General features: G+C 60.2%; 17 protein-coding genes. 6 read left to right on the forward strand and 11 right to left on the reverse strand.

Translation table 11 applies throughout. The annotated features are described in order from the left end of the window. Positions 1–10: 10 nt before the first annotated feature. From CWS72_RS04000 to CWS72_RS04010, 3 genes are all read right to left on the reverse strand, one after another. Complete coding sequence (locus CWS72_RS04000) at positions 11–1639, reverse strand: CTP synthase (RefSeq protein ID WP_101249282.1); 1629 nt, start codon at positions 1637–1639, stop codon at positions 11–13. Between the two features lie 114 nt (positions 1640–1753). Further along, positions 1754–2059, reverse strand: coding sequence for a preprotein translocase subunit SecG (gene secG / locus CWS72_RS04005; protein WP_101249283.1), 306 nt, complete (start codon positions 2057–2059; stop codon positions 1754–1756). Between the two features lie 121 nt (positions 2060–2180). Continuing rightward, on the reverse strand, positions 2181–2441 hold the full coding sequence (locus CWS72_RS04010; protein ID WP_241911568.1) for a (2Fe-2S)-binding protein: 261 nt from the start codon (positions 2439–2441) through the stop codon (positions 2181–2183). Between the two features lie 182 nt (positions 2442–2623). Here CWS72_RS04010 and bfr (CWS72_RS04015) point away from each other — a divergent pair, with 182 nt between their 5' ends. Both bfr (CWS72_RS04015) and bfr (CWS72_RS04020) read left to right on the forward strand, forming a co-directional pair. Beyond that, on the forward strand, positions 2624–3106 hold the full coding sequence (gene bfr, locus CWS72_RS04015) for a bacterioferritin (RefSeq protein ID WP_101249284.1): 483 nt from the start codon (positions 2624–2626) through the stop codon (positions 3104–3106). Positions 3107–3168: 62 nt separating this feature from the next. Beyond that, positions 3169–3657, forward strand: a complete 489-nt coding sequence (bfr, locus tag CWS72_RS04020; RefSeq protein WP_101249285.1) for a bacterioferritin — start codon at positions 3169–3171, stop codon at positions 3655–3657. Here bfr (CWS72_RS04020) and CWS72_RS04025 read toward each other — a convergent pair whose 3' ends face one another. Continuing rightward, on the reverse strand, positions 3658–4542 hold the full coding sequence (locus tag CWS72_RS04025) for a tetratricopeptide repeat protein (protein WP_158240500.1): 885 nt from the start codon (positions 4540–4542) through the stop codon (positions 3658–3660). Positions 4543–4708: 166 nt separating this feature from the next. Between CWS72_RS04025 and CWS72_RS27660 the strand changes: the two genes are divergently transcribed. Further along, positions 4709–4933, forward strand: a complete 225-nt coding sequence (locus CWS72_RS27660; protein ID WP_158240501.1) for a hypothetical protein — start codon at positions 4709–4711, stop codon at positions 4931–4933. Here CWS72_RS27660 and CWS72_RS04030 read toward each other — a convergent pair whose 3' ends face one another. The 4 genes from CWS72_RS04030 to bcsR are packed head-to-tail and all read right to left on the reverse strand — an operon-like array spanning position 4934 to position 14869. Further along, positions 4934–9151, reverse strand: a complete 4218-nt coding sequence (locus CWS72_RS04030) for a cellulose biosynthesis protein BcsC (protein WP_101249287.1) — start codon at positions 9149–9151, stop codon at positions 4934–4936. Next, entirely contained in the window at positions 9148–13620 is a 4473-nt protein-coding gene (gene bcsA / locus CWS72_RS04035; RefSeq protein ID WP_101249288.1) for a UDP-forming cellulose synthase catalytic subunit, read from the reverse strand. The genes CWS72_RS04030 and bcsA overlap by 4 nt, the downstream gene beginning before the upstream one ends. After that, positions 13617–14414 carry a cellulose biosynthesis protein BcsQ gene (gene bcsQ, locus CWS72_RS04040; RefSeq protein ID WP_101249289.1) on the reverse strand — a complete coding sequence of 266 codons (798 nt, stop codon included), beginning with the start codon at positions 14412–14414 and terminating at the stop codon, positions 13617–13619. The genes bcsA and bcsQ overlap by 4 nt, the downstream gene beginning before the upstream one ends. Next, on the reverse strand, positions 14402–14869 hold the full coding sequence (gene bcsR / locus CWS72_RS04045) for a BcsR/BcsP family cellulose biosynthesis protein (RefSeq protein ID WP_101249290.1): 468 nt from the start codon (positions 14867–14869) through the stop codon (positions 14402–14404). Before bcsR ends, bcsQ begins: the two co-directional genes overlap by 13 nt. Positions 14870–15759: 890 nt before the next feature. Here bcsR and CWS72_RS04050 point away from each other — a divergent pair. Beyond that, the gene (locus CWS72_RS04050) at positions 15760–16461 is read left to right on the forward strand and encodes a response regulator transcription factor (protein ID WP_101249291.1); all 702 of its coding nucleotides are present in this window, start codon (positions 15760–15762) and stop codon (positions 16459–16461) included. Between the two features lies 1 nt (position 16462). Here CWS72_RS04050 and CWS72_RS04055 read toward each other — a convergent pair whose 3' ends face one another. Next, entirely contained in the window at positions 16463–17524 is a 1062-nt protein-coding gene (locus CWS72_RS04055; protein ID WP_101249292.1) for a family 8 glycosyl hydrolase, read from the reverse strand. A gap of 123 nt (positions 17525–17647) precedes the next feature. Between CWS72_RS04055 and glpK the strand changes: the two genes are divergently transcribed. Then, positions 17648–19171 (forward strand): glycerol kinase GlpK, encoded by a 1524-nt coding sequence (gene glpK / locus CWS72_RS04060; RefSeq protein ID WP_199175537.1) that lies wholly within the window; start codon positions 17648–17650, stop codon positions 19169–19171. Between the two features lie 11 nt (positions 19172–19182). Here glpK and CWS72_RS04065 read toward each other — a convergent pair whose 3' ends face one another. Continuing rightward, complete coding sequence (locus tag CWS72_RS04065) at positions 19183–19920, reverse strand: phytanoyl-CoA dioxygenase family protein (protein WP_241911569.1); 738 nt, start codon at positions 19918–19920, stop codon at positions 19183–19185. 49 nt (positions 19921–19969) lie between these two features. Then, positions 19970–20740, reverse strand: coding sequence for a phosphocholine cytidylyltransferase family protein (locus CWS72_RS04070; RefSeq protein ID WP_101249294.1), 771 nt, complete (start codon positions 20738–20740; stop codon positions 19970–19972). A 635-nt stretch (positions 20741–21375) separates the two neighbouring features. Here CWS72_RS04070 and aepX point away from each other — a divergent pair. Next, positions 21376–23010, forward strand: coding sequence for a phosphoenolpyruvate mutase (gene aepX / locus CWS72_RS04075; protein WP_241911570.1), 1635 nt, complete (start codon positions 21376–21378; stop codon positions 23008–23010). The last annotated feature ends 95 nt before the right edge of the window (positions 23011–23105 follow it).

A 23105-nucleotide genomic window follows, 5' to 3' on the forward strand; every position in this document is an offset into this window, starting at 1 on the left:
GGACTTTCGCCTAGACCAGACGCGATTGGCGAATGGCGGCCTGAATGAAGGAGGTGAACAAAGGATGCGGATCGAACGGCTTGGATTTCAGTTCGGGATGGAACTGCACGCCGATGAACCAGGGATGATCCGGACGTTCGACGATCTCGGGCAACACGCCGTCGGGCGACATGCCCGAAAACACCATGCCGGTCTGCTCCAGGCGTTCCTTGTAATCGATGTTCACTTCGTAACGGTGCCGATGGCGTTCGCTGATGACAGCCGCGCCATAAATGTCGGCGACCTTGGTTCCCGGCTGCAGATGGCAACCGTAGGCGCCAAGCCGCATGGTGCCGCCCAGATCGTCTCCGGCCGCGCGATGCACCAGTTGATTGCCGCGCAACCATTCGGTCATCAAGCCGACCACCGGCTCGTCGCAGGGGCCGAATTCGGTCGAACTGGCATGCGACAGGCCGGCCAGATTGCGCGCCGCCTCGATCACCGCCATCTGCATGCCGAAACAGATACCGAAATAAGGTACGCGATGCTCGCGGGCGAACTTGACCGCCGCGATCTTTCCGGAAACGCCACGTTCGCCGAAACCGCCCGGCACCAGGATGCCATGGACGTCCTCAAGCTCGTGGATCGCCTCTTCGCTTTCGAAGATCTGGCTGTCGATCCAGTTCAGGCGGACCTTGACATTGTTGGCGATACCGCCGTGCTGGAGCGCCTCGCCCAGTGATTTATAGCTGTCAAGCAGGCTGGTGTATTTGCCGACGACGGCAATGGTCACCTCGCCTTCCGGCATGCGGATGCGATCGACGATCTTATTCCAGCGGCTCAGATCGGCCGGCGGCGCGCCTGAAAGACCAAAATGCTTACAGACCTGGTCGTCGAATCCCTGCTCGTGATAGCTCACCGGCACCTGATAAATGGTATCGACGTCGAGCCCGGGGATGACCGCTTCCTCGCGGACGTTGCAAAACAGCGCGATCTTGCGGCGCTCGCTGCTGGGAATGTCGCGATCCGAGCGGCACAGCAGCAGATCGGGCTGAATTCCCACCGACAGCAACTCCTTGACCGAGTGCTGCGTCGGTTTGGTCTTCAGTTCGCCGGCCGAGGGGATATAGGGCAACAGGGTCAGATGCACGAACATCGTGCCTTCGCGCCCCAACTCGTTCCCCAGCTGCCGAATGGCCTCCAGGAACGGCAGGCTTTCGATATCGCCGACCGTTCCGCCGATTTCACAGAGAACGAAATCCTCGTCGGTGAGATCGGAAAGGATGAATTCCTTGATGGCGTCGGTGACATGGGGAATGACCTGGATGGTCGCCCCCAGATAGTCACCCTTGCGCTCCCTGGCGATCACATTGGAGTAAAGGCGTCCGGTGGTGATGTTGTCCGAACGGCGGGAAGCTACGCCGGTAAAGCGTTCGTAATGTCCGAGATCCAGGTCGGTCTCCGCCCCGTCGTCGGTCACATACACTTCGCCATGCTGATAGGGACTCATGGTCCCAGGGTCCACATTCAGATAGGGATCCAGCTTGCGAAGACGAACCTTAAAGCCGCGGGTCTGCAGGAGCGACGCCAATGCCGCGGACGCCAAACCCTTGCCGAGGGAGGAAACCACGCCGCCGGTGATGAAGATGAAGCGCGTCATGGGCCGTTACAATACACCAGAGGTCGGCCACGCCCAAGAGGGGCGTGATGCCGTTATCGTCAAAAAAAGAGAGAGGCGTCATCGCTGAGGCCTCTCTGGCGGGATTAGCCGGGATTACCGGCTGAGTGGCGCCGTAGGCGCCGCCGGAGCGGCGGGTGCCGTCGGTGCCGGCGCGGTATCCATGATGGAACTGGGCTGACTGCGCGAATTGGCGATCAGCGCCAGGGCCAGACTGGTCACGAAGAAGCCCGTCGCCAGGATCGCCGTGGTCCGTGTCAGCAGATTGCCGGCCGCACGGCCCGTCATCACGCCGCCGCCACCGCCGATACCAAGCGCTCCGCCCTCGCTACGCTGCAGAAGGATGACGCCGACCAGACCGATGGCAATGAGCAGATGGATGACGAGAAGAACATGCAGCATGCGACCACCAAAAAAAAGCACCTCGGCCACGCAGCCGAGGATCGATAGATTGGCGCCTTTTTATTCGCCCTGGCGGCCTAAGGCAAGCAGGCAATTTGTTCGAAGGATGGAGGGTGGGTTGTTAGCGGCCGTCGCGGCGGGTCATCCGGGTGACGGCAACAGCATCATCGGCATGGCGGCGTTCGCCGCATGCCCCGCTGCACCCCATCATGCCGCGCATGGAGGAAAAGCAGCGACCGCATTGAGGTCTCACGCCGAAATGGCGAAAAACCTCGCCATGCGTGGCGGCGCCCGCCGTTTCGGCGGACCGGATGTCGCTTTCGGTCAGGGCATTGCAGACGCAAATATACATGGCAGAGAAGATCTCCACGGCCGGGCCCATGCCGGGTCCATCCACCCGCCGGCCCATTAGTTGCGAACGATTCGTAACATACGCCCTCGCCCGGTCAAATGCGAGCGTTTCTTAACTTCATCGCATGATCTTCTGTAATACCAACAAACTCATCGACTTTTTTATCGTTCCAGAGCAGGCTGGCTTATTGTCATTTGCAGGAAGGGTCACCGATGCAGGGCAAAAAATCGGTCATCCAGGAGCTCAATTCGTTGCTCACCGGCGAGTTGACCGCCGCCGACCAATATTTCATCCATTCCCGCATGTATGAAAACTGGGGTTTCTCCCGACTTTACGAGCGTGCCGAGCACGAACGCGTCGAGGAATTGGAACATGCGGCGACGCTGATCCACCGGATCCTTTTCCTTGAGGGAACGCCGGACGTCGCCGCCCGCCTCCCCCTTTCCGTCGGCAGCACCGTCCCCGACATGCTCAAGGCCGACCTCGCTTACGAAAACCAGGTTATTGCCGCATTGAAGAAAGCTATCCGGCTTTGTGAAGGCGAAGAGGATTTCGAAACGCGGCGGATTCTGGTCAAGCTTCTCGAGGACACCGAGGAAGACCACACCTACTGGCTTGAACAGCAGCTTGGACTGATCGCCAAAATCGGCCTTCAGAACTATCTGCAATCCGCAGCGGGAAGCGGTCCCGCCTGAAGATCAAGGGACCGGAAACTCACAACTGTTTTCCGCCCTGAAATTGGCCACGGAGCGCGACGATGAAGGCAGCCAAGGGTATCAATGGACACCTGAACAAGGTGCTGCGCCATTATCTTACCGGCATCAACCAATATTTCCTGCACGCCCGCATGCTGAAAAACTGGGGCTTCGCCGGCCTCGGCAAAACGGAATACCATGCCTCCATCGCTTTGATGAAGGAAGCCGACGAACTGATCGAACGGATCTTGTTCCTGGAAGGGCTGCCCAATCTTCAGGATCTGGGCAAATTGCTGATCGGCGAGGATGTGCCGGAAATCCTCAAAAATGATCTCACCCGCGAAACGTCCGCCCGGACCGAACTGGTCACCACCATCGCCAAGGCCGAGGAAGCCCAGGACTTCGTCAGCCGCGACCTGCTGACCGAGCTTCTGGAGGAAACCGAGGAACGGATCGATTTCTACGAAACGCAGATCGACCTGATCGGCAAGCTGGGCCAGGAGAACTATCTTCAATCGGCGGTCGGCGAGACGGGGGTGGCCGGCCAGTGATCACTGGCCGGCGACTGGCGGTCGGCGGGATTCGGCGCTTTGGCGCAAGGCCTGCGTGATCGCCGCCGCCTGGGTCCTGGCCTCAGCGTCGCCCGCATTGGCTGCGAGACTGTAATATTTCAAGGCGAGATAGGGATCGCGCGGCACCCCGTTACCTTGCAGGCACAGGGTCGCAAAATTGAACTGGGCAGCGACGACCCCGCCGTCCGCGGCTTTGCGAAACCACTCGGCGGCAGTCTCGAAATTTTGAGGAACCCCCGCCCCTTCGGCATAGGAAACCGCCAGATGGTAGGCGGCAAGCCAATGACGCTGCTCCGCCGCTCGGCGGTACCAACCCGCCGCCTCCACCGGATCAGGACTCGCGCCGATACCGCGCCGGTAGGCGTACCCCAGATGAAACTGGGCGTCGGCCAATCCGGCCTCGGCCGCCCCGCGCAATAGGCCGACGGCCTTGGCAGCATTCGACGGCTGGCTCTGGTCTTCGAGCAGATTGAGGGCAAGAGCCAGTTGAGCCGCCGGATCGGGAATCGGCCGCGAAGACGGTTCGGCCCTCGCCACACCGTCTTCGGGAAACCGTAGGGGCGACGGATTGGTCGCCGTCTCCGCGGCTTCGACCCCGATCGGCGGCAGCGTAATCGGCTGCGGCAGCGAGATGGCCGGAGGCATCGACACAGGCTCGACGAGCAGCGGAGCGGCCTCGGTCACGGCGGGAACCGCCGGCAGACTGCGTTCCAAACCCCTGACGGGAACCGACGAGCCGGCGTGGGAAACGAAGGGGAATTGGCCGTCGAACAGATATACTCCGACAAACAAGATCCCGATGATCGAGACCAGCCACGGACCGGCCGACGCCCATGACCGCCGCAGCGCCGCTACGGAAGTCATGCCGAGTCTCGATGAGGATGACTCATCGAGACTCGGTCTGGCCCATTGAGGGCCCGCGCCATCGTTGGCGCGAAGCCCGGGGTTTCGGAGAAACCCGTCCGGCGATTGAGGGCTCGGTGATCGGTTCCGATCACCGAGAGTTGGTATCATACCCGGCATCTGCGCCATGGCCTCCCGCAGCCTGATGCTGCGGGGAATGGGAATGATGCCGGCACGCAGCGCCATCACCGCGTCGATCGCCGACTCAATCGAACCATTTGGTTGCGTCATTGGTCTTTATTCCCTCGTTGACTTCTTATTCTTTCCGACCAGAAATCCAACTCCACCATCATCCCATCCCGTCATTATCTCTTTTGGCGCGGCATTTGCCCGAGCCGAAAGGAAAAGATGACTAGTCGTTCCCAAAACTCTGGCGCAGGAAAATCAACACCGACTGTTCGTTGTAGTCATGAGCATTGCTGACACTGATACGCCCCCCCAGCTTCAACGTCGGCGTCAGCGGATATTCGGCGCGAGCTCCCAGATTATAACCAAGACCGGTAACACTTTCAGCGGCATAGGAGGTGGCAAGTCCATTGGCCTGGGCATCGGCGTTGCTCTGCAACGTGCTCGAAGTCGGGAAATAGGCAACGGCATTCCGCGAATAGGACTGGATCCCCAAAGCTCCGGTCAGGTCATAGGAAAGCTCACCCCACTTGTTCTTATACTCGACCGGAGTTGATAGCTGGACATAGCGCTGCGGACTGAAATATCCCCCATGCCCCCAGGTATAGTAGCTGACGTTCCTCTCGAAGAACTCCGTGGACAGATCAACACCAAACTTGAATTCCTTCCCGTCCTGCTTGATCGGTCGGAAATAAACGCCGGCGCTGGCGGAAAGCTTGCGGTTCGCCTCGACATTTTGGCCGTTGAGCACCGAATAGCCGCTTCCACCGTAGACACCGGCCTTGCCGTTATCGTGCGAGACCATCACTTTGCCGCCGGTTTCGACGACACCGCCGAAGATCTTGCCGGTCTGCGGATCCCGAATACCCGCATAGGACAGCAGACTGTCGGTCACGGATCGGCGCAGTCCCTCCATTGTCACGGTTACGGCCCGGTTGGCGAACGACGGTGCCCAGCTGGCCCCACCCACCAGATTGTGGGTCAGAAACCCCATCGGCGTGCTACCGACATCCATTTTCAGGTTGTCCCACTGATAGTCGATGCCGGCCACGGCACCGCTCTGCTGTCCGGAACTGGCGTTTTTCATCGCCCCGGCCGCCACGGTGGCGTTGGACCCCAGACGTCGCAACGTATTGCTGTCCGTACTGGACGATCCCGAGTTGAGGTCGACCGCGGCAGCCTGAAGCCCCAGGCGGCCGCCCCCCACCGGCTGCTCATGGCGGACCGTCGCTCCCATTTCGTCGAGCCTGGAAAAGCCTGTTTCCCCCTCGCGGTGGCGATAGTTGAAATTTCCCTCGACGACGGGAACCACCTTGCCGCGCAGATCATCGATCTGCCGGTCGATATCCTGGAGCAGTTCGGCCGACGGTGCGGCATCGGCAACCTGTTGGTTGCCCCCCTGATCCGTGTCCAAGCGCAATTGCGGAACCGGGATAACCGCCCGAGCCGTCGCCGCCGTATCGATACGCAACGGCACGGCGGGGAACAGAGGCGTGGGAATGGCCGAGGCCTGCGCCTCCACAGTCTTGCGCGCGGGCTGCGCGGGCGCGGCTTTTTTCACCGGCGCAGGAGCCCGGACGGCGGGATATGCCAGTGGCGATGTCTCTGACGGCGGCGCCGTGTCGCTCTCGGAAAGGCGCGGCGGCGCCGGCCAGGGTACTGCCGGCAGGCCGAATGGATTGTCGATCCGACTGGAAGAAGCTGTCGAACGATCACCGACAAGATCGGCTTGCGCCACCTGGACGCCGCCGGCAATGTTCCCGGCCCGCAGCAACGGCGCCCACCCCGCATAGGGATCGGCATCGCTCATGACGGCACCATCGTTCATCGCCACCAGGATCGCCGGCCCCCATTCGTCGGCACGACTGCTGCGGTTGACGAATGGGTTATTGGGCAGAGCCCCACCGCCCTCGGATGACGGCGGCGTCTGGATCTGCGGGTCGAGCGTCCCGTTCTTGGCCAGGGACCGTGCCCGCTCAAGCATGGTCATCGCCTTGCTGTCGTCACCGCGCTGGCGGTAAACCTGCGCCGCCATGACGTAGAGATTGGGATCGTCAGGATGCACGGCGAAAGCCTGATCAAGACGCTTGGCCGCCTGGGTATAGTCGTTCCGGGCGAGCGCACAGCGCGCCATTCCGGCCAGGGCCTGACGGTTCTGCGGATCCTGGGCCAGCACCCGACTGAAGATGCCTTCGGCGTCGCGTGGCCGGCTCCCGGCCTCGTATAGACGGGCAAGCGCCAAAAGCAACCCGGAATCGTTCGACCCCGTCGACAGTTCCCGCGAAAGCCGGTCGTAGGCATCCGCCAGACGGCCACGCGAACGCAGAGCATCCGCCTGCCGAATCGCAAGACCGGTCCGCAAGGAGGTCATGGACTTCCGATCCTCGTCACTCAGGCCGCCCAACCGCTCGGCGGCGACAAGCTGATCGAGAGCCTCGGCATCCTGCCCCATCTTGTCCAACAGGGAGGCATAGGCCAGGGCGGCCGTGCCCGACGTGCCGGCCACCGGCGCCAATTGACCGCGAGCGATGGCCAAAGCCTCGTCCTTGGCGCCGATGTCATAATAAGCCGAAGCAATGGCGGACACGCTCTCCACCGTGGAAGCGCTCTCAGCCAGACGCCGGAGGCGTTGGCGGGCACCGATCGCGTCGCCGGCCCGGGCCTGACGAACGGCCTCGGCGGTCTGCTGCTTGACGACAAGCCGTTGCCGCAGGGCCCCCGCCGTCGACGGCAGCTGCTTGGAGGGAACCTGCTGGAGCAATGCCGCCGCACGCTCGGCCTCGCCGACCTCGTCATAGAAAATGGCGCCGGCATACTGGGCCTCGTAGCCGGGATGGTTGCCCAGCATCGCGTCGATGACGTCCCGCGCCGGCTTGTCCTGGCCTTGCCGCTTGAGAAAGCGGGCATAATCGAGGCGCAACCACGGATCGGCGGGAGCCGCGGCCAGAGCCCGCTCGAAGGCTTGCAGGGCCTTGGCGTCATCGCCGCTGCGGGCAGCAGCCAAGGCCTCGTCACGCAAGGCATTGTTCACCGGCTTGCCGGTGGGCTTGGCCACCTCGGCGAACCGGCGGGCGATGATCGGCGGCAGACCGTCGAGATAATGTTGAGCTTCGGCGTTGCGCCCTTCGCGGCGCATGGCCGTCACCATGCCACCGATTCCCTCGATGGCGTCCGGTTTCCGTTCGAGAATGGTGCGGAACACCTTCTCGGCCTCCACCGGATGGTTCTGCGAAATCAGGACATCCCCCAGAATGGACAGGGCGGTAACCTCGTCCCTGGAAGCGAATCCCAAGGCCTGCTGGGCTTTTTCCTGCGCTTCGGCGAAGCGTCCGCGAGCCCGGGCGGCTTTGGCGGCGTCGACCAGACTCCAGTAGGCGGCACTTTGCAGAGCCTGCTGCCATTGCCCGGCGCGATCAGGAGCCGCTTTGGTCGCCTTGTCGAGAAGCGCCCAGGCATCGCTGAAGCGGTTCTGACGCAAGCGGATGACCCCAAGCCCACCCAGCGCATCCCCATCATCGGGGTTCGCCTTGAGCAAATGCTCGAAACTCTCGGCGGCCACCGCGAAATCCCCCCGCTGCAGAATCTCGAAGGCTTCACGTCTGGCCCGGCTGCGGGGGTCCACCTCGCTTTTGGGGTTGGAGATGTCGGCCTGCTTCTGCTCGATCGCCGGGTCATGCCCGACCCGGGAGAGGTAATCACGGTAGAGCGCGATGTCGTCGGGTGTGGCGCTCAACCATAGCAGCGCCTGCCTCCAGGCGTCACCTGCCTGCCGGGAGAGCGCGGCATCACGGCTCAGGACGGCCAGGCGGCTGATGCCGTCGCGACGGGTGTCGTCACGATAGGTCAGTGCCTGGGCGAGCGCCAGCCGGGCCCGGCTATCGGAAGGAGCGTCGGCGACCAATTGCTCCAGCCCCGTCTTCGCCTCGGCCCACCCCACTTTGGTTCCGACCAGCGTCTGATAATATTCGAGGGCGAGATTGGCCGGCGGCCGGGCGCGACCGAAAGCGGATCGGTAGAATTCGACCGCCCGCTCCACCTCACCCCGCTGCGCCGAATATCGGGCCCGATCGATCATCGCCTGATCGATCGGGCCGCGCTTGATCGTCTGCGCCAGATCCTCGACCAGCGGACTGCCGGGATTGGACATCCGCAGTTGATCGAGATAGTGCTGGGCGGCGGCCACCCGACTGCGGGAAACCTCGAGCAGTCCAAGATTATAAAGCGCCTGCGAGTTGTCTCGACTGCTATCCAGCAGGCGGGACCACGCCTCGATCGCCAGTTCCGTTTTCTCCCGCGTCTGCCAGTAACGCGCCTGTTCGACCAGACGCCGCTGCGCCGGCGTCAGGTCGTCTCCCGCGCTTTGCTGCGACTGGGCATTTGCGACCACGCCGATCAACGAAGCGGCGGCCACCATCGATGCGGCCAGGAAACGACGATAACTCATTGGGGCCTCCGCGACGGCGATTCGAAGTCGACCATGCGCGTCCGGGCGAGCGCAGTCAGGTAACGGTAGGTAAGGCAGGAAAGCAGGGCTACGACGGCGATCAGGCCGATGATGACGGCGATCAGGTGATCGGCCAACTGCCAGCGGAACCAGGTGAATGCCGGCAACCTACCGGTGGTGTAGGTGCCACCGGTGCGGAAACTTTCGACCTGCCGACCGGAGAAGACGGCCAGATTTTCCTGAATGAGCGGCAGCAGCTGCCGGGATTGAAGCGCCTCGGTCACCAGCCTTAGCCTGCTCTCGTCCGGGGCCATGATGGCGACCAGGGAGCGATGGGGGGCGAAGGGCGATTCAGCGCCGGCCATGGCGGCGACATCGGCGCCGTGGTCGGCCAGGGCGTGGGCGACGATCTTGGCATCGGATTGGCGCAGGGAGGGATCGCGCCACAGGATGTCGATCAGCCGGTTAAGCACATGGCGCACCGCCGTCGGCTCGACAAGCCGCAGGCTGCGGTCATCCAGCGCCAGGCCAAGGGCCGATACGAAGCGGGGCTCGCTCATGTAGGACGACCCGTGGCCGATCAGGATCAGATCCTTTTGCGACACCGCCGAGACCTGGTCCGGCTTGACGACGGTGGCTCGCAAAGCCGGATAGCCGGTGGAATCGCCGAATAGCCCGAAAAGCGTCATCAACACTTCGATCTCGCTGGCGGTGGGATTCTCCGGCATGACGACGGCGGTCTCGGCGAGGTCCGCGTAACGGGTGAAGGGAAAGCCGGAATTGACGGTAAAGGACAGGTTGGGCAGTTGGGTGAAATGGGGGATCCCGGAAAAGTCGATGGTCGAGTCCGGATCGATGCTCGCATGCACCTCCGTCGGCAGGGCGATCTGGCAACTTCCCGCACTGACCGGGGCATAGATGAAATTGAACAGAATCTGGTTCCGTCCCGTGAACAGGAACGGTTGTAGATCGATGCGCGAAGTGGTCAGCGCCGCACCATTGCCCACCATGTCCTGCAACCAGCGCGCCGACGACCACAGAGGGATTGACCGCACGAAACTGCCGTTTAACAAGACGTTGAGATAAGATTTCTTTTCGTCCAACCAGTTGCTCTGATCGTGCGTGTAGTGCAGCAGAAGCGGTACGGTATAGTTTCCCCAGTTGAAGAGATCTGGCGACGAACGAAAATTGGCCCGAACAACACCACCCAACAAGCCGGTGAGTTCCAGATTGTGCCGGTCCATGATGTCTCCCAGACGGACCGGCTGGGAGGTCGGGATCCATCGTGGTGCGTCATAAGGCTGACGCAAGGGCAACTCCACCGGAGCGACCAGGGCGGTACTGCCCTTGAAGGACTCGTGGTGCAGGACAAGACCTGCGGCGGCCGTTGCGAGTTCGTTGCCGTCCCGCCCGAGAACCAGGAGCAGTTTACCGTCGGGGTCAACCGGATTGGGCATGATCGACAGCGTCGGTCCGTCGATCTGACGAACACCCAACAGGGCCTGAGCCTCGCTTCCGGTCGCGAAGACGACATTGTTGCCGGGCGCCAGCCCGTTGAGCACGGCATTGAAACGCGCCCCACGATAAGCTGCGAGCGACCCCATCCACGACGCCACCACGCCCGCCGCCTGCAACGCCGCATTGGAAGGCTTGCGGGCAAAGACAAAGGTCACACCGACACCGCGGGCCTCGTCCGGATCGAAAAACGGCCGCGGCAGAATTGCAAGATTGTTGCGCAACGACAGCGTCTCGGTTTGCAAATCGAGAGAACTGCTGGGACTGACCTGCGCCCACAATGATGGGCTCAAGGGGTCCTCGCATGTGTGCGCGTAATGTCCGACAAAGGAAAAACGCAGCACATTATGTTCAGTGATGAGCAGGGGTGGCACCAGCAGATCGATGCTCGATCCCTTGGCCCCCTCCTTGGTCAACGGCAGACTTCCGATGACCTCGTCGTTCACCGTCACCGCCAGCGAACTGCTTTCCGCCAGCAGGTCCGGAGAATAGCTGTAGTCCAGATGGAGCATCGCTCCCTGCACCACCAGATCACGGCGAATGGAAAAGGGAATGTCTGTCTGGCTTTTGGTGGACCGCAGCTCGACGGGATCGGACAATCCGAAATCGGACAGCCGCATCAGTTCGTGACGCCGTCCCGATCCCGCTTCGCCGGCGGCGCCATTGCCCCCATCGGAGACGGTGGCATCGAGTGCGGCCGGCATCGACAGCGCAGCGGGAGCAGCCACCTCCTGGGCGTCAACCGGCAAGGACCTCATCATGAGCGCCGTCCCGACGGCGCAGCCCAGGACCAGGGCCACCAGCGGAGCAAAGGCGCTTTCCCGACGTCTCCCGACGGGCTCCTCCGTCGCCGCGGCCGTCACCTCCGTCTCCGGTCTCCGACGGTGCCGGCGGGGGAAATGCAGATTGCTGGCCGAAATACGCAGGATGGACAAAGCCGATCCCATCGGCCGGTCGACCTCGAGCTTGTCCCAGTCCAGCCAGGCGTCGGCCCGGCCGAACACCAGTCGGACGAGCTCACCTTCCTGTTCCTGTGTCAGATCCCTGAGCTCGAAACGGATGGTGTTGCGCTCGACGGCGGCGATGCGCGAGGAAAAATAGATTTCCTTGAACTGGTCGGGAAAGACCAGTCCTATTTCGTCGCCGGGATGAAACCGCGACGTGTCCGAAACCACCACGCTTACTCCGCCCGAGGATATATCCTGGGTCACGGCGGCGACGGTTTGCCCCTCGGGCAGATAGACCACCACCGGAAGCTGGCGGGCCATACGGACATGCTTGCGGATTTGCCGCTTTTCCCGACCAACGGCCAGAACCGCCCCGATCAGCATGAGATTGATGGCGCCCCAGACCATGTTCATTACGATGACGCCGGGATTGTCGGTGTCGAAGCCCAGAACGAACCTCGCGACACCACAGGCCATCCCCAACACCAGCAGACCGAACAGCACCAGATGGGGCGTCATGGTCCGGGCATCGAAGAAATCATCGAAAATCAAACCGCCCTTGTCGGTCACGTTGAACTTGCCGGCGCGCGGATTGATCAACGGAAGAATGGTCGGCAGCAGCAGATGAAAAGCCAGCGTCGTTTCGTGAACCTCGTTCCAGAAGGAATGGCGGAACTGCTGCTGAAGGCGGGAGTTGGTGATGATCGAATGGAGGATATGCGGCACGGCATAGGCCGCGATCAGATAGACCCCCGAACGCACGATGTTGACCCCGAAGATCAGATAGGCGAGCGGCGCCAAAAGGAAAATCAGCCGCGGCAGCGGGAAGGTGAAATAGGTTGCGGCGGAAAACAGGGAAAAGCGCTGCATGAGACGCAATCCCCGTTTGAACAGGGGATTGTCCAGACGGATCACCTGCATCATGCCCCGCCCCCAGCGGATGCGCTGACCGATATGTCCTCGCAAACGTTCCGTCGCCAGACCGCTGGCCAGGGGAATTCGCAAATAGGCGGTGTTGTAGCCGGCAGCGGCGAGACGGATGGTGGTATGGGCGTCCTCCACCACTGTTTCCACAGCGAAACCGCCGACCTCATTGAGAGCGGAGCGCTTCAGAAGGGCGCAGGATCCGCAGAACAACACCGAATTCCAGAGATCACGCCCGGCCTGCATCAAGCCGTAGAACAACAACCCCTCTTCCGGCGCCTGATCGCCTCCGGCCGCGTTGCGCTGGAAGGGATCACGCGAATAGAAATGATGCGGTGTCTGGACCAGGGCGAGCTTCGTATCCTTGAGGAACCAGCCGACGGTCATCTGCAGAAATGCCCGGGTCGGCACATGGTCGCAATCGAAAACCGCCACCAGATCGCCATGGGTGACCGTCAGGGCATGATTGAGATTCCCGGCCTTGGCGTGCTTATTGTCCGGCCGGCAGATGTAATGGGCGCCGATGGAGCGGGCGAACGTCTTGAATTCCTCGCGCCTCCCGTCGTCGAGGATATGGATGGCCATTTTGTTGGCCGGATAATCCATTTGCAGCGCGGCGATCACGGTACGCCTGACAATCTCCAGAGACTCGTTGTAGGTCGGGATGAAGACGTCGACGGACGGCCACGAGGCGTAATCATCTGGCAAAGGGACGGGCCGGCGGTCGAGGCCCCAGGACATGAAGAGGTAGCCGACCACCAGCGTGTAGAGGTTGTGCAATTCGGCGGCGAACAGCGCATAGCCGAGAACGGCTTCCAGCGCAGACGTGAAAACCAGCGTATCGGTTGCGCGCCACAGGATGTAACGGCAGGACACGCAGACCGACAGATAGACCAGCGCCAAAGTCGCCAGTCGACTGGTTTTCATCCGCAGCAGAAAAAGGGCGCTGCAGCTCGCGGCTGCGAATATCGTCTGGTTTTCCACGTCGAGCGGCGAGAGGACAACCAGAACCGACAACACGATGCCGATGACGAAAGCGATGCGGAACAGGAAACCTCCGCCCCCCCGATATGGATGCGTCATCGCACCACCTCGCCCGCGCTGGCGCCTGTCTTTTCGCCATGAGGATCGACCAGACGATCGACGGCCAGGGCAAGAGACAGGATGTCCTGCGTCGCCCGGCAGCGGGGATCATGAAAGAGAACCGTCTGCCTGTAGGCCAGGGCGTCGGCGACCCCCTGATCGACATGCACCCGGTTGACGTTGCTCTTGCCGAAGCGTTGCTCGAAGACGGCATGGACGTCACGGCTGAGCTGTCGATTGGGGTAATATTGGTTGATGACGTAGTGGCCGAACAACGGCCTACCTCCTGCGGCACGACGCTCCTCGACGACCTCCTCGTGCATACCGGAAACAGCAAAGGATGCCGCGTCGGCCAACAGCACGGTCAATTTGAGATCGGCGACATCGAGCACCTTCTCGCAATAGGAACTCTGGCCCGGGCTGGTATCGACCACCACCATGTGGTCCGGCCGCTTGGCCAAGTCGCCCAGATAATCGACGAATTCGGACGCTCTTCTGCGGAACAGACGTTCGGTGAGGGCCAGATGCCGCTCGGGCATCATGCCGAAAGGAAGAATCTGGATACCGTGCGGGGCGTCTTTCAAGGCGGTCCGCCAGTCGCTTTTAGACATCAGCGATGGCCCCAGTCCCTGCTCCTGCAGGTCAAGACCAAAATGCAGATGCAGGCTGTTCTGCGGATCGAGATCGACGGCCAGAACCTCCCATCCCATCGAACGAAAAGCGACAGCCAAATTGGCCGCGATCGTCGTTTTGCCGACGCCTCCTTTCGCCGATGCGACAACTACGATCGGCATGGATTGGCCTCATCAAAGGAGACGGCGCCCGTACCATTCGCCGCCTTTTCCCGTTCGGCCTCCCATTGCTTGCGCAGCAGGTTTCGTAATTCCGCCGCAAGCGTAGCGGATTGCGCGTCCTTCGAATGCTCCGCTCCCGTCGGCTCTTTTCCCCAACGGGAAAAAGAGGAGAAGAGAGGAGAGTCACTGAAACCCTTCAACGCCGGCAACGGCTCACCGACAGGCGAGGAAGCCGCCAAATCGCTCTTCTGCGCGGAATTGTCCGGGGCTACAGCGGTCGGCCGGATGACCTCCCGAGCAAGAGACTGGATCAGCGGCCACCGTGCCGCCGCTTCATCACCGACGGGTGTTCTGCGCAATTCCCGATACGGGAAAGCGGCCTCGCCAATGGCCTCAAGAAGATTGGCTATGTCCTGGCGGGGCTCTCGCGGACTGTCATTCCTGAAATCAACCATAAGCGCACACCCACAGTTTCAAATGAATAATAGGTTAAATCACTAAATAATTAGAAAAAAACACAAAACAAACCCCCATTAACAGCAAAAACATTACGAATATTCATAACTAATACTTTATATGCACCATCAAAAAATCCACAACTAAATAGGGAAGAATAGTATACATTTAATCCACAAAGAAGTTTAACAGCCACCCACCAGCGACTAAAAACGTTCTAAACAGATAAGCACACATATGAATTAACACAAAATTATATTTTGTATCAAAATTAAACTAATTCTGACGAAATTTCCGCAAACTGGCGGAAAACTTGGATTCAAACGCCATTCGGAAGATAGGAAGATTCATTAGAATGCGACATTAGACACACTTGAATACATTTAAATATTAATAATATGTTTGAATATTTAAACAAAAAATATATTTGTTAATATTTAATCATTTTCATAACATTATATCATCATACAGAATGTGTACTGCAACCATACGAAACCGAACACTTATCCAGCACAACCTAGAATTTACTTTACTATTTATACAAAAGATTCCGCATTCGGATAAGAAACCTCTTTCCATTCTTGATAAATACAGCTAACTCGTGCAATCATAGTAAAATTTTCCCATGTTCCGGAATCCGTTAGGGCTCGTGCCTCGATGCTCGACTTCAATGCCGCCGTCATTTTTTCTCACCGCTTTGACTGCGACCGACGGGGCTGCCGATCCGCGGGCATGGAACAGCCATGCTCCTGCCTGAACGCCCTTATGGAATGCCCCACACTGCAACCATTGGTGTTAAATCCAATCCGAAGACGGAAATCGGGATCACACCGATCGTTTCGGACAGAACCATAATAAAATAAAACAAGAAATAACTCTCGAGGGTCTCATGAACAGAATCATCGTCATTGATGACGATATAGAGTTTCGTGTCGATCTATCAGACTATCTGGCCGCCAAAGGGTTTAGTGTTGTTGGCGTTGATTTTGGTATAAACCTACAGGATATCCTGAAAGATCCGAAACCAGACGTAATCGTCCTTGATAAAGGAGCAAACTGTGCCACCGGATTTATTTTAGCTTCCGAAATTCGCAAGATGTTCGATCTGAACTGCGGCATCATCATGGTATCTGCGCACGACTCTCCCGAAGACCGGATCAAGGGATTGGAAAGCGGAGCCGACATCTATCTGGTCAAGCCCGTCGGCCTGCGCGAAATCGAGGCGAATGTCAGAAGCCTGTTGCGCCGCATGCGGGCCATGCTGGACGAGCCGGAAGAAAAATCAGACTGCTGGGCGCTGAACCTGGGCACTTGGCGCCTGACCCCTCCCGGCGGGACGCCGATCAAGCTGACAGGTTCGGAAATGTATTTCGTCGAAACGCTGATCCGCAAGGCGGGTCATCTCTGCAGCCGTGACGAGTTGACGCAGGCGTTGCGGCGCCCCCTGAATCGCCAGGACGACAGAAATCTCGACGCCCTGGTGCGCCGGTTGCGGCGCAAGATCAAAGAGGAAGGCGATACCGAGTTGCCCATAAAAATGGTCTACGGGACTGGCTACGTGTTTACCGCCGACGCCATGATCATCCATTAGCTCAGTACTTGGCACGCCCCAGGTCGATGGCGGCAACCTGCGTCATCAGAAAGAGGACGGACGAATAATAATCATCGTCCACGCGAATTGCCCGGTCTCCCGAGGTTGTGTCCTTGTCCTCGACCAAGGCAACGATCGCCTGCCCCCCACGGGATAGGGAGTATGAGGTGACGGTTCCGGTTTCCACATCGATTTTTGCCGGGATACCGGCGACGGATGCGAAGCCGCCCCAATAGCGGAGAAACGCGTCAAGAACACTGGAACGCCCCTCCTTCCCCCAAACCAGATAAAGCGGCACGCGGATGGCGTCGTACCCAAACGTCGGAGGAGTATCTTGAGCTGGAGCCAGCCGCCGGGCGAGCGGTAAGGATGAGGGGGCTGACGTCGACAGTTGAATCCAGTCGGACGGCAATTGCCGCCGACCAAACCGCGCGGCTTCCAGCAAGACGAGGCCGCTCGACCGCAACGCCGACCATTCCGGAGACGGCATCACCTTGTCGAGTTCGGTGAACGCGGGAAAAATCCAATAGGACGGATTGAGGACGAGCCGGTCGTCATGGACAAAACCGTCGACACCAGGAAGCAGCACCGTCACCCCGCCGACGGTGCGGACCACGCTTGTCAGAACCGCAGCGGCCAACTTGGATGCGTCGGCACGAAATGCGGCGTCCCCCCAGCGCTCGGCGGCACGGGCCAGCGCCCAGGCGATAAGAAGATCGCCGTCCGTCGCGTTGTTTTCATCGGTAACCGAACCGCCGTCGCTGGGAGACCAGCGCCATGAGAACAGACCGTCCGGCCGGTGTCCCAGATGGGAATAGGTCCAGCCCCTCAGCAGCCGGAATGTCGACGGATCGTCAAAGGCGACGGCGGCCAGCATGGCATAGCCCTGCCCCTCGCTATGGGAAATATTTCCGTTGCCGGTATCGACAACCCGGCCCTCGGCCGAAATGAAACGGGCCTTGAACGCCGTCCACACCTCGGATTCGGCGGCCCTGACGCTGGACAGCGGCAGGAAAAGAAAGGCGAACAGGCCAATCAGGATAGGGGCTGCGGTTCTCGTCATCCGCTCATGATTGATGATCCGCCGCGAACGTTCAAGCGATTGTCCTGGTCATTGTCAGGGCGCCTTGCTCTCTCCGCCAATCAGCCATACCATCCGCCCAAAAAAGGACGGAGAGGAACGGTGATGGATTGCATTCTCGCCATCGATCAGGGCACCACTTGCACGCGGACCATTTTGTTCAACCCGCAAGGCGGCATCGTGGCCACGGCGCAACGCGACGTGACCCAGCATTTTCCGGCCGATGGCTGGGTTGAAAACGACCCGGAGGAAATTTGGCAATCGGTGGTCGATCTCTGCCGCGAACTCCTGTCTATTGCCGCCGCACGGGGCTGGCGGGTCGCCACGATCGGAATCGCCAATCAACGCGAAACGACGATTATATGGGAGCGGGCCACCGGCCGGCCGATCGCCCCGGCCATCGTCTGGCAGGATCGGCGGACGGCGCGGCGCTGCCGGACACTCATCGACGCGGGGCAGAATCCCCTGGTCCAAAATCGTACCGGCCTGCCGCTCGACCCCTATTTTTCCGCGAGCAAGATCGCCTGGCTGCTCGACAATGTTCCCTTTGCCCGCGAGGCCGCCCGAAAGGGTGACCTGGCCTTCGGCACGATCGACTGCTTCCTGCTCTGGCGCCTGACCGGTGGCGCGGTGCATGCTACGGATGCCACCAACGCGGCGCGGACCATGCTGTTCGACATTCATCGCCAGCGGTGGGACGAGGAATTGCTCGATCTGTTCGATATTCCGGCGGCTCTGCTGCCCGACGTCCGCGATAATGCCGCCGATTTCGGTCAAACCGCCCAGCGCCTGTTCCCGAACGTCCTGACCATCGGCGGCATGGCCGGAGATCAACAGGCGGCCACCGTCGGCCAGGCATGTTTTTCGCCGGGCATGGTGAAAAGCACCTACGGGACGGGTTGCTTCATGGTGATGAATACCGGCACGACACCGGTGGTTTCCCGGCACCATTTGCTTACCACGCTGGCCTATCGTTTGGAGGGAGTCCCCACCTATGCGCTGGAAGGCGGCATCTTCGTCGCCGGAGCGACGATCCAATGGCTGCGGGACAGTCTTCATCTCATCCAATCGGCGGGACAAACCGAAGAGCTGGCCGCCAGCCTGGGCAGCAACGCGGGGATCTACTTCGTGCCGGCCTTCACCGGTCTCGGCGCGCCCTATTGGGATCCGGATGCGCGCGGTGCCATCTTCGGCCTGACCCGGACGACGGGCATCGCCGAGATCGTCCGCGCCGCCCTGGAGGCCGTCTGCTACCAAACCAACGATTTGCTGACCGCCATGTTGGCCGACGCCGCCCAACCGATCACCGAATTGCGCGTCGACGGCGGGATGGCCGGCAATTCCTGGCTGATGCAGTTCCTCGCCGATCTGCTGGGTATCCCGGTCGCGCGCCCGTCGGCGATCGAGTCGACGGCGATCGGCGCAGCCTGTCTGGCCGGACTGCAAAGCGGGCTGTTGGGCGGCCTGGAAGACATCGCAGCCGCCCGGCATGCGGAGCATGTCTTTCACCCCCTCCTGCCCGCCAATCGCCGAGCCGCCTTACTGGATGGATGGAAAGCCGCCATACGCCGGGTAACGCTGCCCCCAGCACGACGACCGCGCAATTCGGGCGGCAGAGTCCCGCTTTAGAAGCGCCGGCATCAGACCCGAAACTTGTATTCGGCGCCAGCAGCCCGTTCGACATCAGGTGGAAAACTCGCGCGTTTCGCCACGTGATAGGCGTCCCTTTGATCGCCGTGAGTCAGGCCATTGTAGGTGAAGAACAGCATGCGCCGAGGGGACTGCGTGGTGTTGGCCTGCGAAGCGTGCGGCACAAAACTATCGAAAAAGATCACGTCACCCGGGTTTGTCGGGAAGGGACGCGTGGAGAAGCCGCCGGCCTCCTCTTCGCTGATCGGTCGCCATTCGTCGGCAATCAGCCGATCCAGGCGGCCAAGGCCGCAAGCCACCTCCAGGCATCCATTCTTAATCGTCGCCGGATCGACGCAGACCATCGCCGTCACGAACAACGGTGCATAGCGGGACCATCCGGCCTGCTGGTCCTGATGCAACTCGAAGCCGGCCCCGCCCGGCTCCTTGAAATTGATCTTCTCCTTGAAAAGGACCGAGGGCCCCTTCAGAAGCTGGGATACGGCACGCGATAAGAGCGAATGCCGGGCCAAGGTCTCGAAGCCCTGATGATGAGGACAGAAATTCTCGATCCGCTGGACCAGCTTTTGTTCCGGGTCGAGCAGACTCGGCTGATGATAGACCCAGTGCGCGCCGGGGACTTCGGGTCGCGCCGACAAGTCGTCAATCCAATCCGATATTTCCGCCATGGCGGTGCCATCGAAAAATGCCGGCGCCAACAGCCATCCGGCGGCACCGAAAGCCGCCAATTGTTCCCCAGCGAGAGGACCTGTAACAACAGACGGTCTCACCAGCGCCTCATCCGGCCAATTGTGGGAGGACAGTCTGGCGGGCACGCGCGACGTCGGCGGCAAAATCGATCTCCGTCCATGCCAGATCGCTGACGTCAACAGCCCGGAAACGGTGAGGTTCGCTCAGGATCAGGTCGCGAATGGCCTCCTCATATTCGACACCGGTTTCACCCCGATCGACATAGTCTTCGCAGCGGTCCGCCAAGGCCGCCGCCATTGCCGGCGAAAACCGGAAAAATCCAACCGACTCGCCGTGCCAGTCGTGGGCATGTTCGGGTTTCTTCCGAAAATCGACGATGCGCTCACCCCGAAAACAAATCTTGACCGGTTCGTCACCCGGTTCGATGTTGCGATCGACCAGCAGGATGTTCTCGCCGTCCGCCGTCAAAAGCCGGGACATGATGGCCTGGTCGTAGAGGACGTCCCCATCCATCAGCAGCACCGGCTCGTCGCTCCGCAACAAATCACGCTGCGCCCACAGCGAGACGAGACTTCCCTCGCGATAGCGGGAATTCGTCACGAAACGCACTCGTCCGCCCCCCCCCAATTTTCCGACTTCGCGACGGATGGCGTCCTCGCGATGACCGACCGTCAGGGATACGGTTCCCACCCCCCCCAGGCGCAAGGCCTTCAAATGCCGTTCCAACAGGGTCTGCCCGCCGAATTCCAAAAGAACCTTGGGAAGATCCTCGGCCTGCCCCAGCCGGCGCCCGACACCGGCGACAAGCAGAATTGCCGCCACGGATTTTTTACAAGCAAAAGTTGTAGATTCCAGCATTCACCCACACCAGAAAACGCTTCACCGACACGATGTACTCACCATGTCCAGGCAGTCAATTTACAGACATATAAACCGTGGACAAATACATTTTTACGCTTATCGTATATACATGAGATCATATCCGCTTAGGGCAGGCGGCCATCTCAGTTCAAAACCACATTTTTCTTATAGCACCTTCCCAAAAGACATTGCATAGCCATATATTCAGCATGCATTTCTCACCAATTTATTTTGGTTTTCATATGACAAAAATGTTACACTGAAAGACGACACTGTTGCAAACATCACCCCCTTCTAATCAACGGGAAATAGAAACCAAGAATATATCCTTAGTTCCACGTCCCTTCTCTTCGAAGCAAGCTCGTGGCGGATCCCCCCTCCCGCACAGGAAACATCTCCCACCTCCCCTGCGGGAACATTGTTTTTTCGAATTACCTTTGTGAATAATTTCTAAAAAAAACGATACCGAACTGTTTCGATATTTTCTATGGTCGAGAAACCGGGGGGCGGGGGCGATCGCGCTGAGGGGATACCTCCTTGGCCTGGGTGGGCATCAACCAACCGACCGATGCCGCATTGTCAACAACGAACGACTGTCGGATCGAGCGACAGGATGATCGAGGGAAAAAGATTTGGACACGGCATCCATCACGCCACGAAAATTGAACAGCAGATCGGCCGATCTGCGCGAGAACATCTGCTCTGACCGCCCGCTCTTCCTGATGGAGGCTCATAACGGGCTTTCGGCGAAAATCGTCGAGGAGGCGGGCTTTCGCGGACTTTGGGCCTCGGGCCTGACCATTTCGGCCTCTCTCGGCCTGCGCGACAGCAATGAGGCATCCTGGACGCAGGTCCTCGACGTTCTTGAATTCATGGCGGATTCGACCCGCCTGCCGATCCTCGTGGACGGCGACACCGGTTATGGAAATTTCAATAATGTCCGCCGGCTGGTGAAAAAACTCGGCCAACGGGGAATAGCCGGGGTCTGCATCGAGGACAAGCTGTTCCCCAAAACAAACTCTTTCATCGGCGAACGCCAACCCCTGGCCGACGTCGACGAATTCTGCGGGCGGATCAAGGCGGGCAAGGACAGCCAGCCCGACGATGATTTCGTGCTGGTCGCCCGGGTCGAAGCCCTGATCTCCGGCCATGGCATGGACGAAGCGCTCCACCGGGCCGAAGCCTATCGGGCCGCGGGGGCCGACGCCATTCTGATCCATTCCAAACTTTCGTCGGCCAGTGAAATCCTGACCTTCGCCAAGCATTGGGAACGGCGCTGCCCCCTGGTGATCGTGCCGACCATGTATTACGGCACGCCGACCGAGGTGCTGCTCGAAGCGGGGCTCTCCAACATCATCTGGGCCAATCACAATCTGCGCGCCTCCATCACCGCCATGCGCGAAACCAGCCGACGGATTTTCGAGACACAGTCCCTGACCGACATCGAAGGCCGGGTGGCCAGCGTCAAGGACATCTTCCGTCTGGTCGGCAATGCCGAACTGGAAGCGGCGGAAAAACGCTATCTTCCGGCACGGGCGACGGCCAAGGCGGTCATCCTGGCCGCGACCGGGGGCGATCTGGGCGAACTGACCGGACAACGTCCCAAATGCATGGTCGACATTCGGGGGCAGCCTTTGCTGCGCCATCTGACCGATACCCTTTCCAACGCCGGAATTCGCGAAATTTCGGTGGTTCTCGGCTATGGCAAGGAAACGGTGCAGCTTCCCGGCGTCCAGACCGTCGACAACGACCGGTACGCCGAAACCGGGGAAGCCTATTCGTTGAGCCGCGCCATCGACCGGATCGACGGGGAAGCCATCGTCGTGTACGGCGACATTCTGTTCCGCGATTATATCCTGGATGGCGTGATGGCCGCCCAAGGCGACATTGTCCTGGCCGTCGACGCGCTCGGCGCGAAAATGAAACCGCCGGGCAGAATTCGCGATCTGGTGCGGGCCGACCTCAGGTTCTCGGGGCGTTATCTGGACGACGAGCCGGCTCATCTGATCGAGATGTCCTCCGATATCGCGCCGGAGGACATCGCCGGAGAATGGATCGGTCTCGCCCGCTTTTCACAGCAAGGGACCGCCTGGCTCCGCGAGGAAATCGCCCTGCTGGAGAAGGAGGGGTTGCTCGACGACGCGGATATGCCCCTTCTGCTCTCCCGGTTGGGCGCCAAGCACCACGTGGTCATTCACTATATTCTGGCGCACTGGCTTGACGTCGATACTCTGAGCGACGTCGGCGATGCTATGAATTTCATCTAGGAACCTGGATGAACTGGCCCACCAACTGATTGAATCATGGTGAAAGTCCAACGGAAGGTTAAGGAAACCATCCGTTGGACTTTCCACCTCTGGGA

Source organism: Telmatospirillum siberiense (assembly GCF_002845745.1).
GTDB classification, from domain to species: Bacteria; Pseudomonadota; Alphaproteobacteria; order Rhodospirillales; family Magnetospirillaceae; genus Telmatospirillum; species Telmatospirillum siberiense.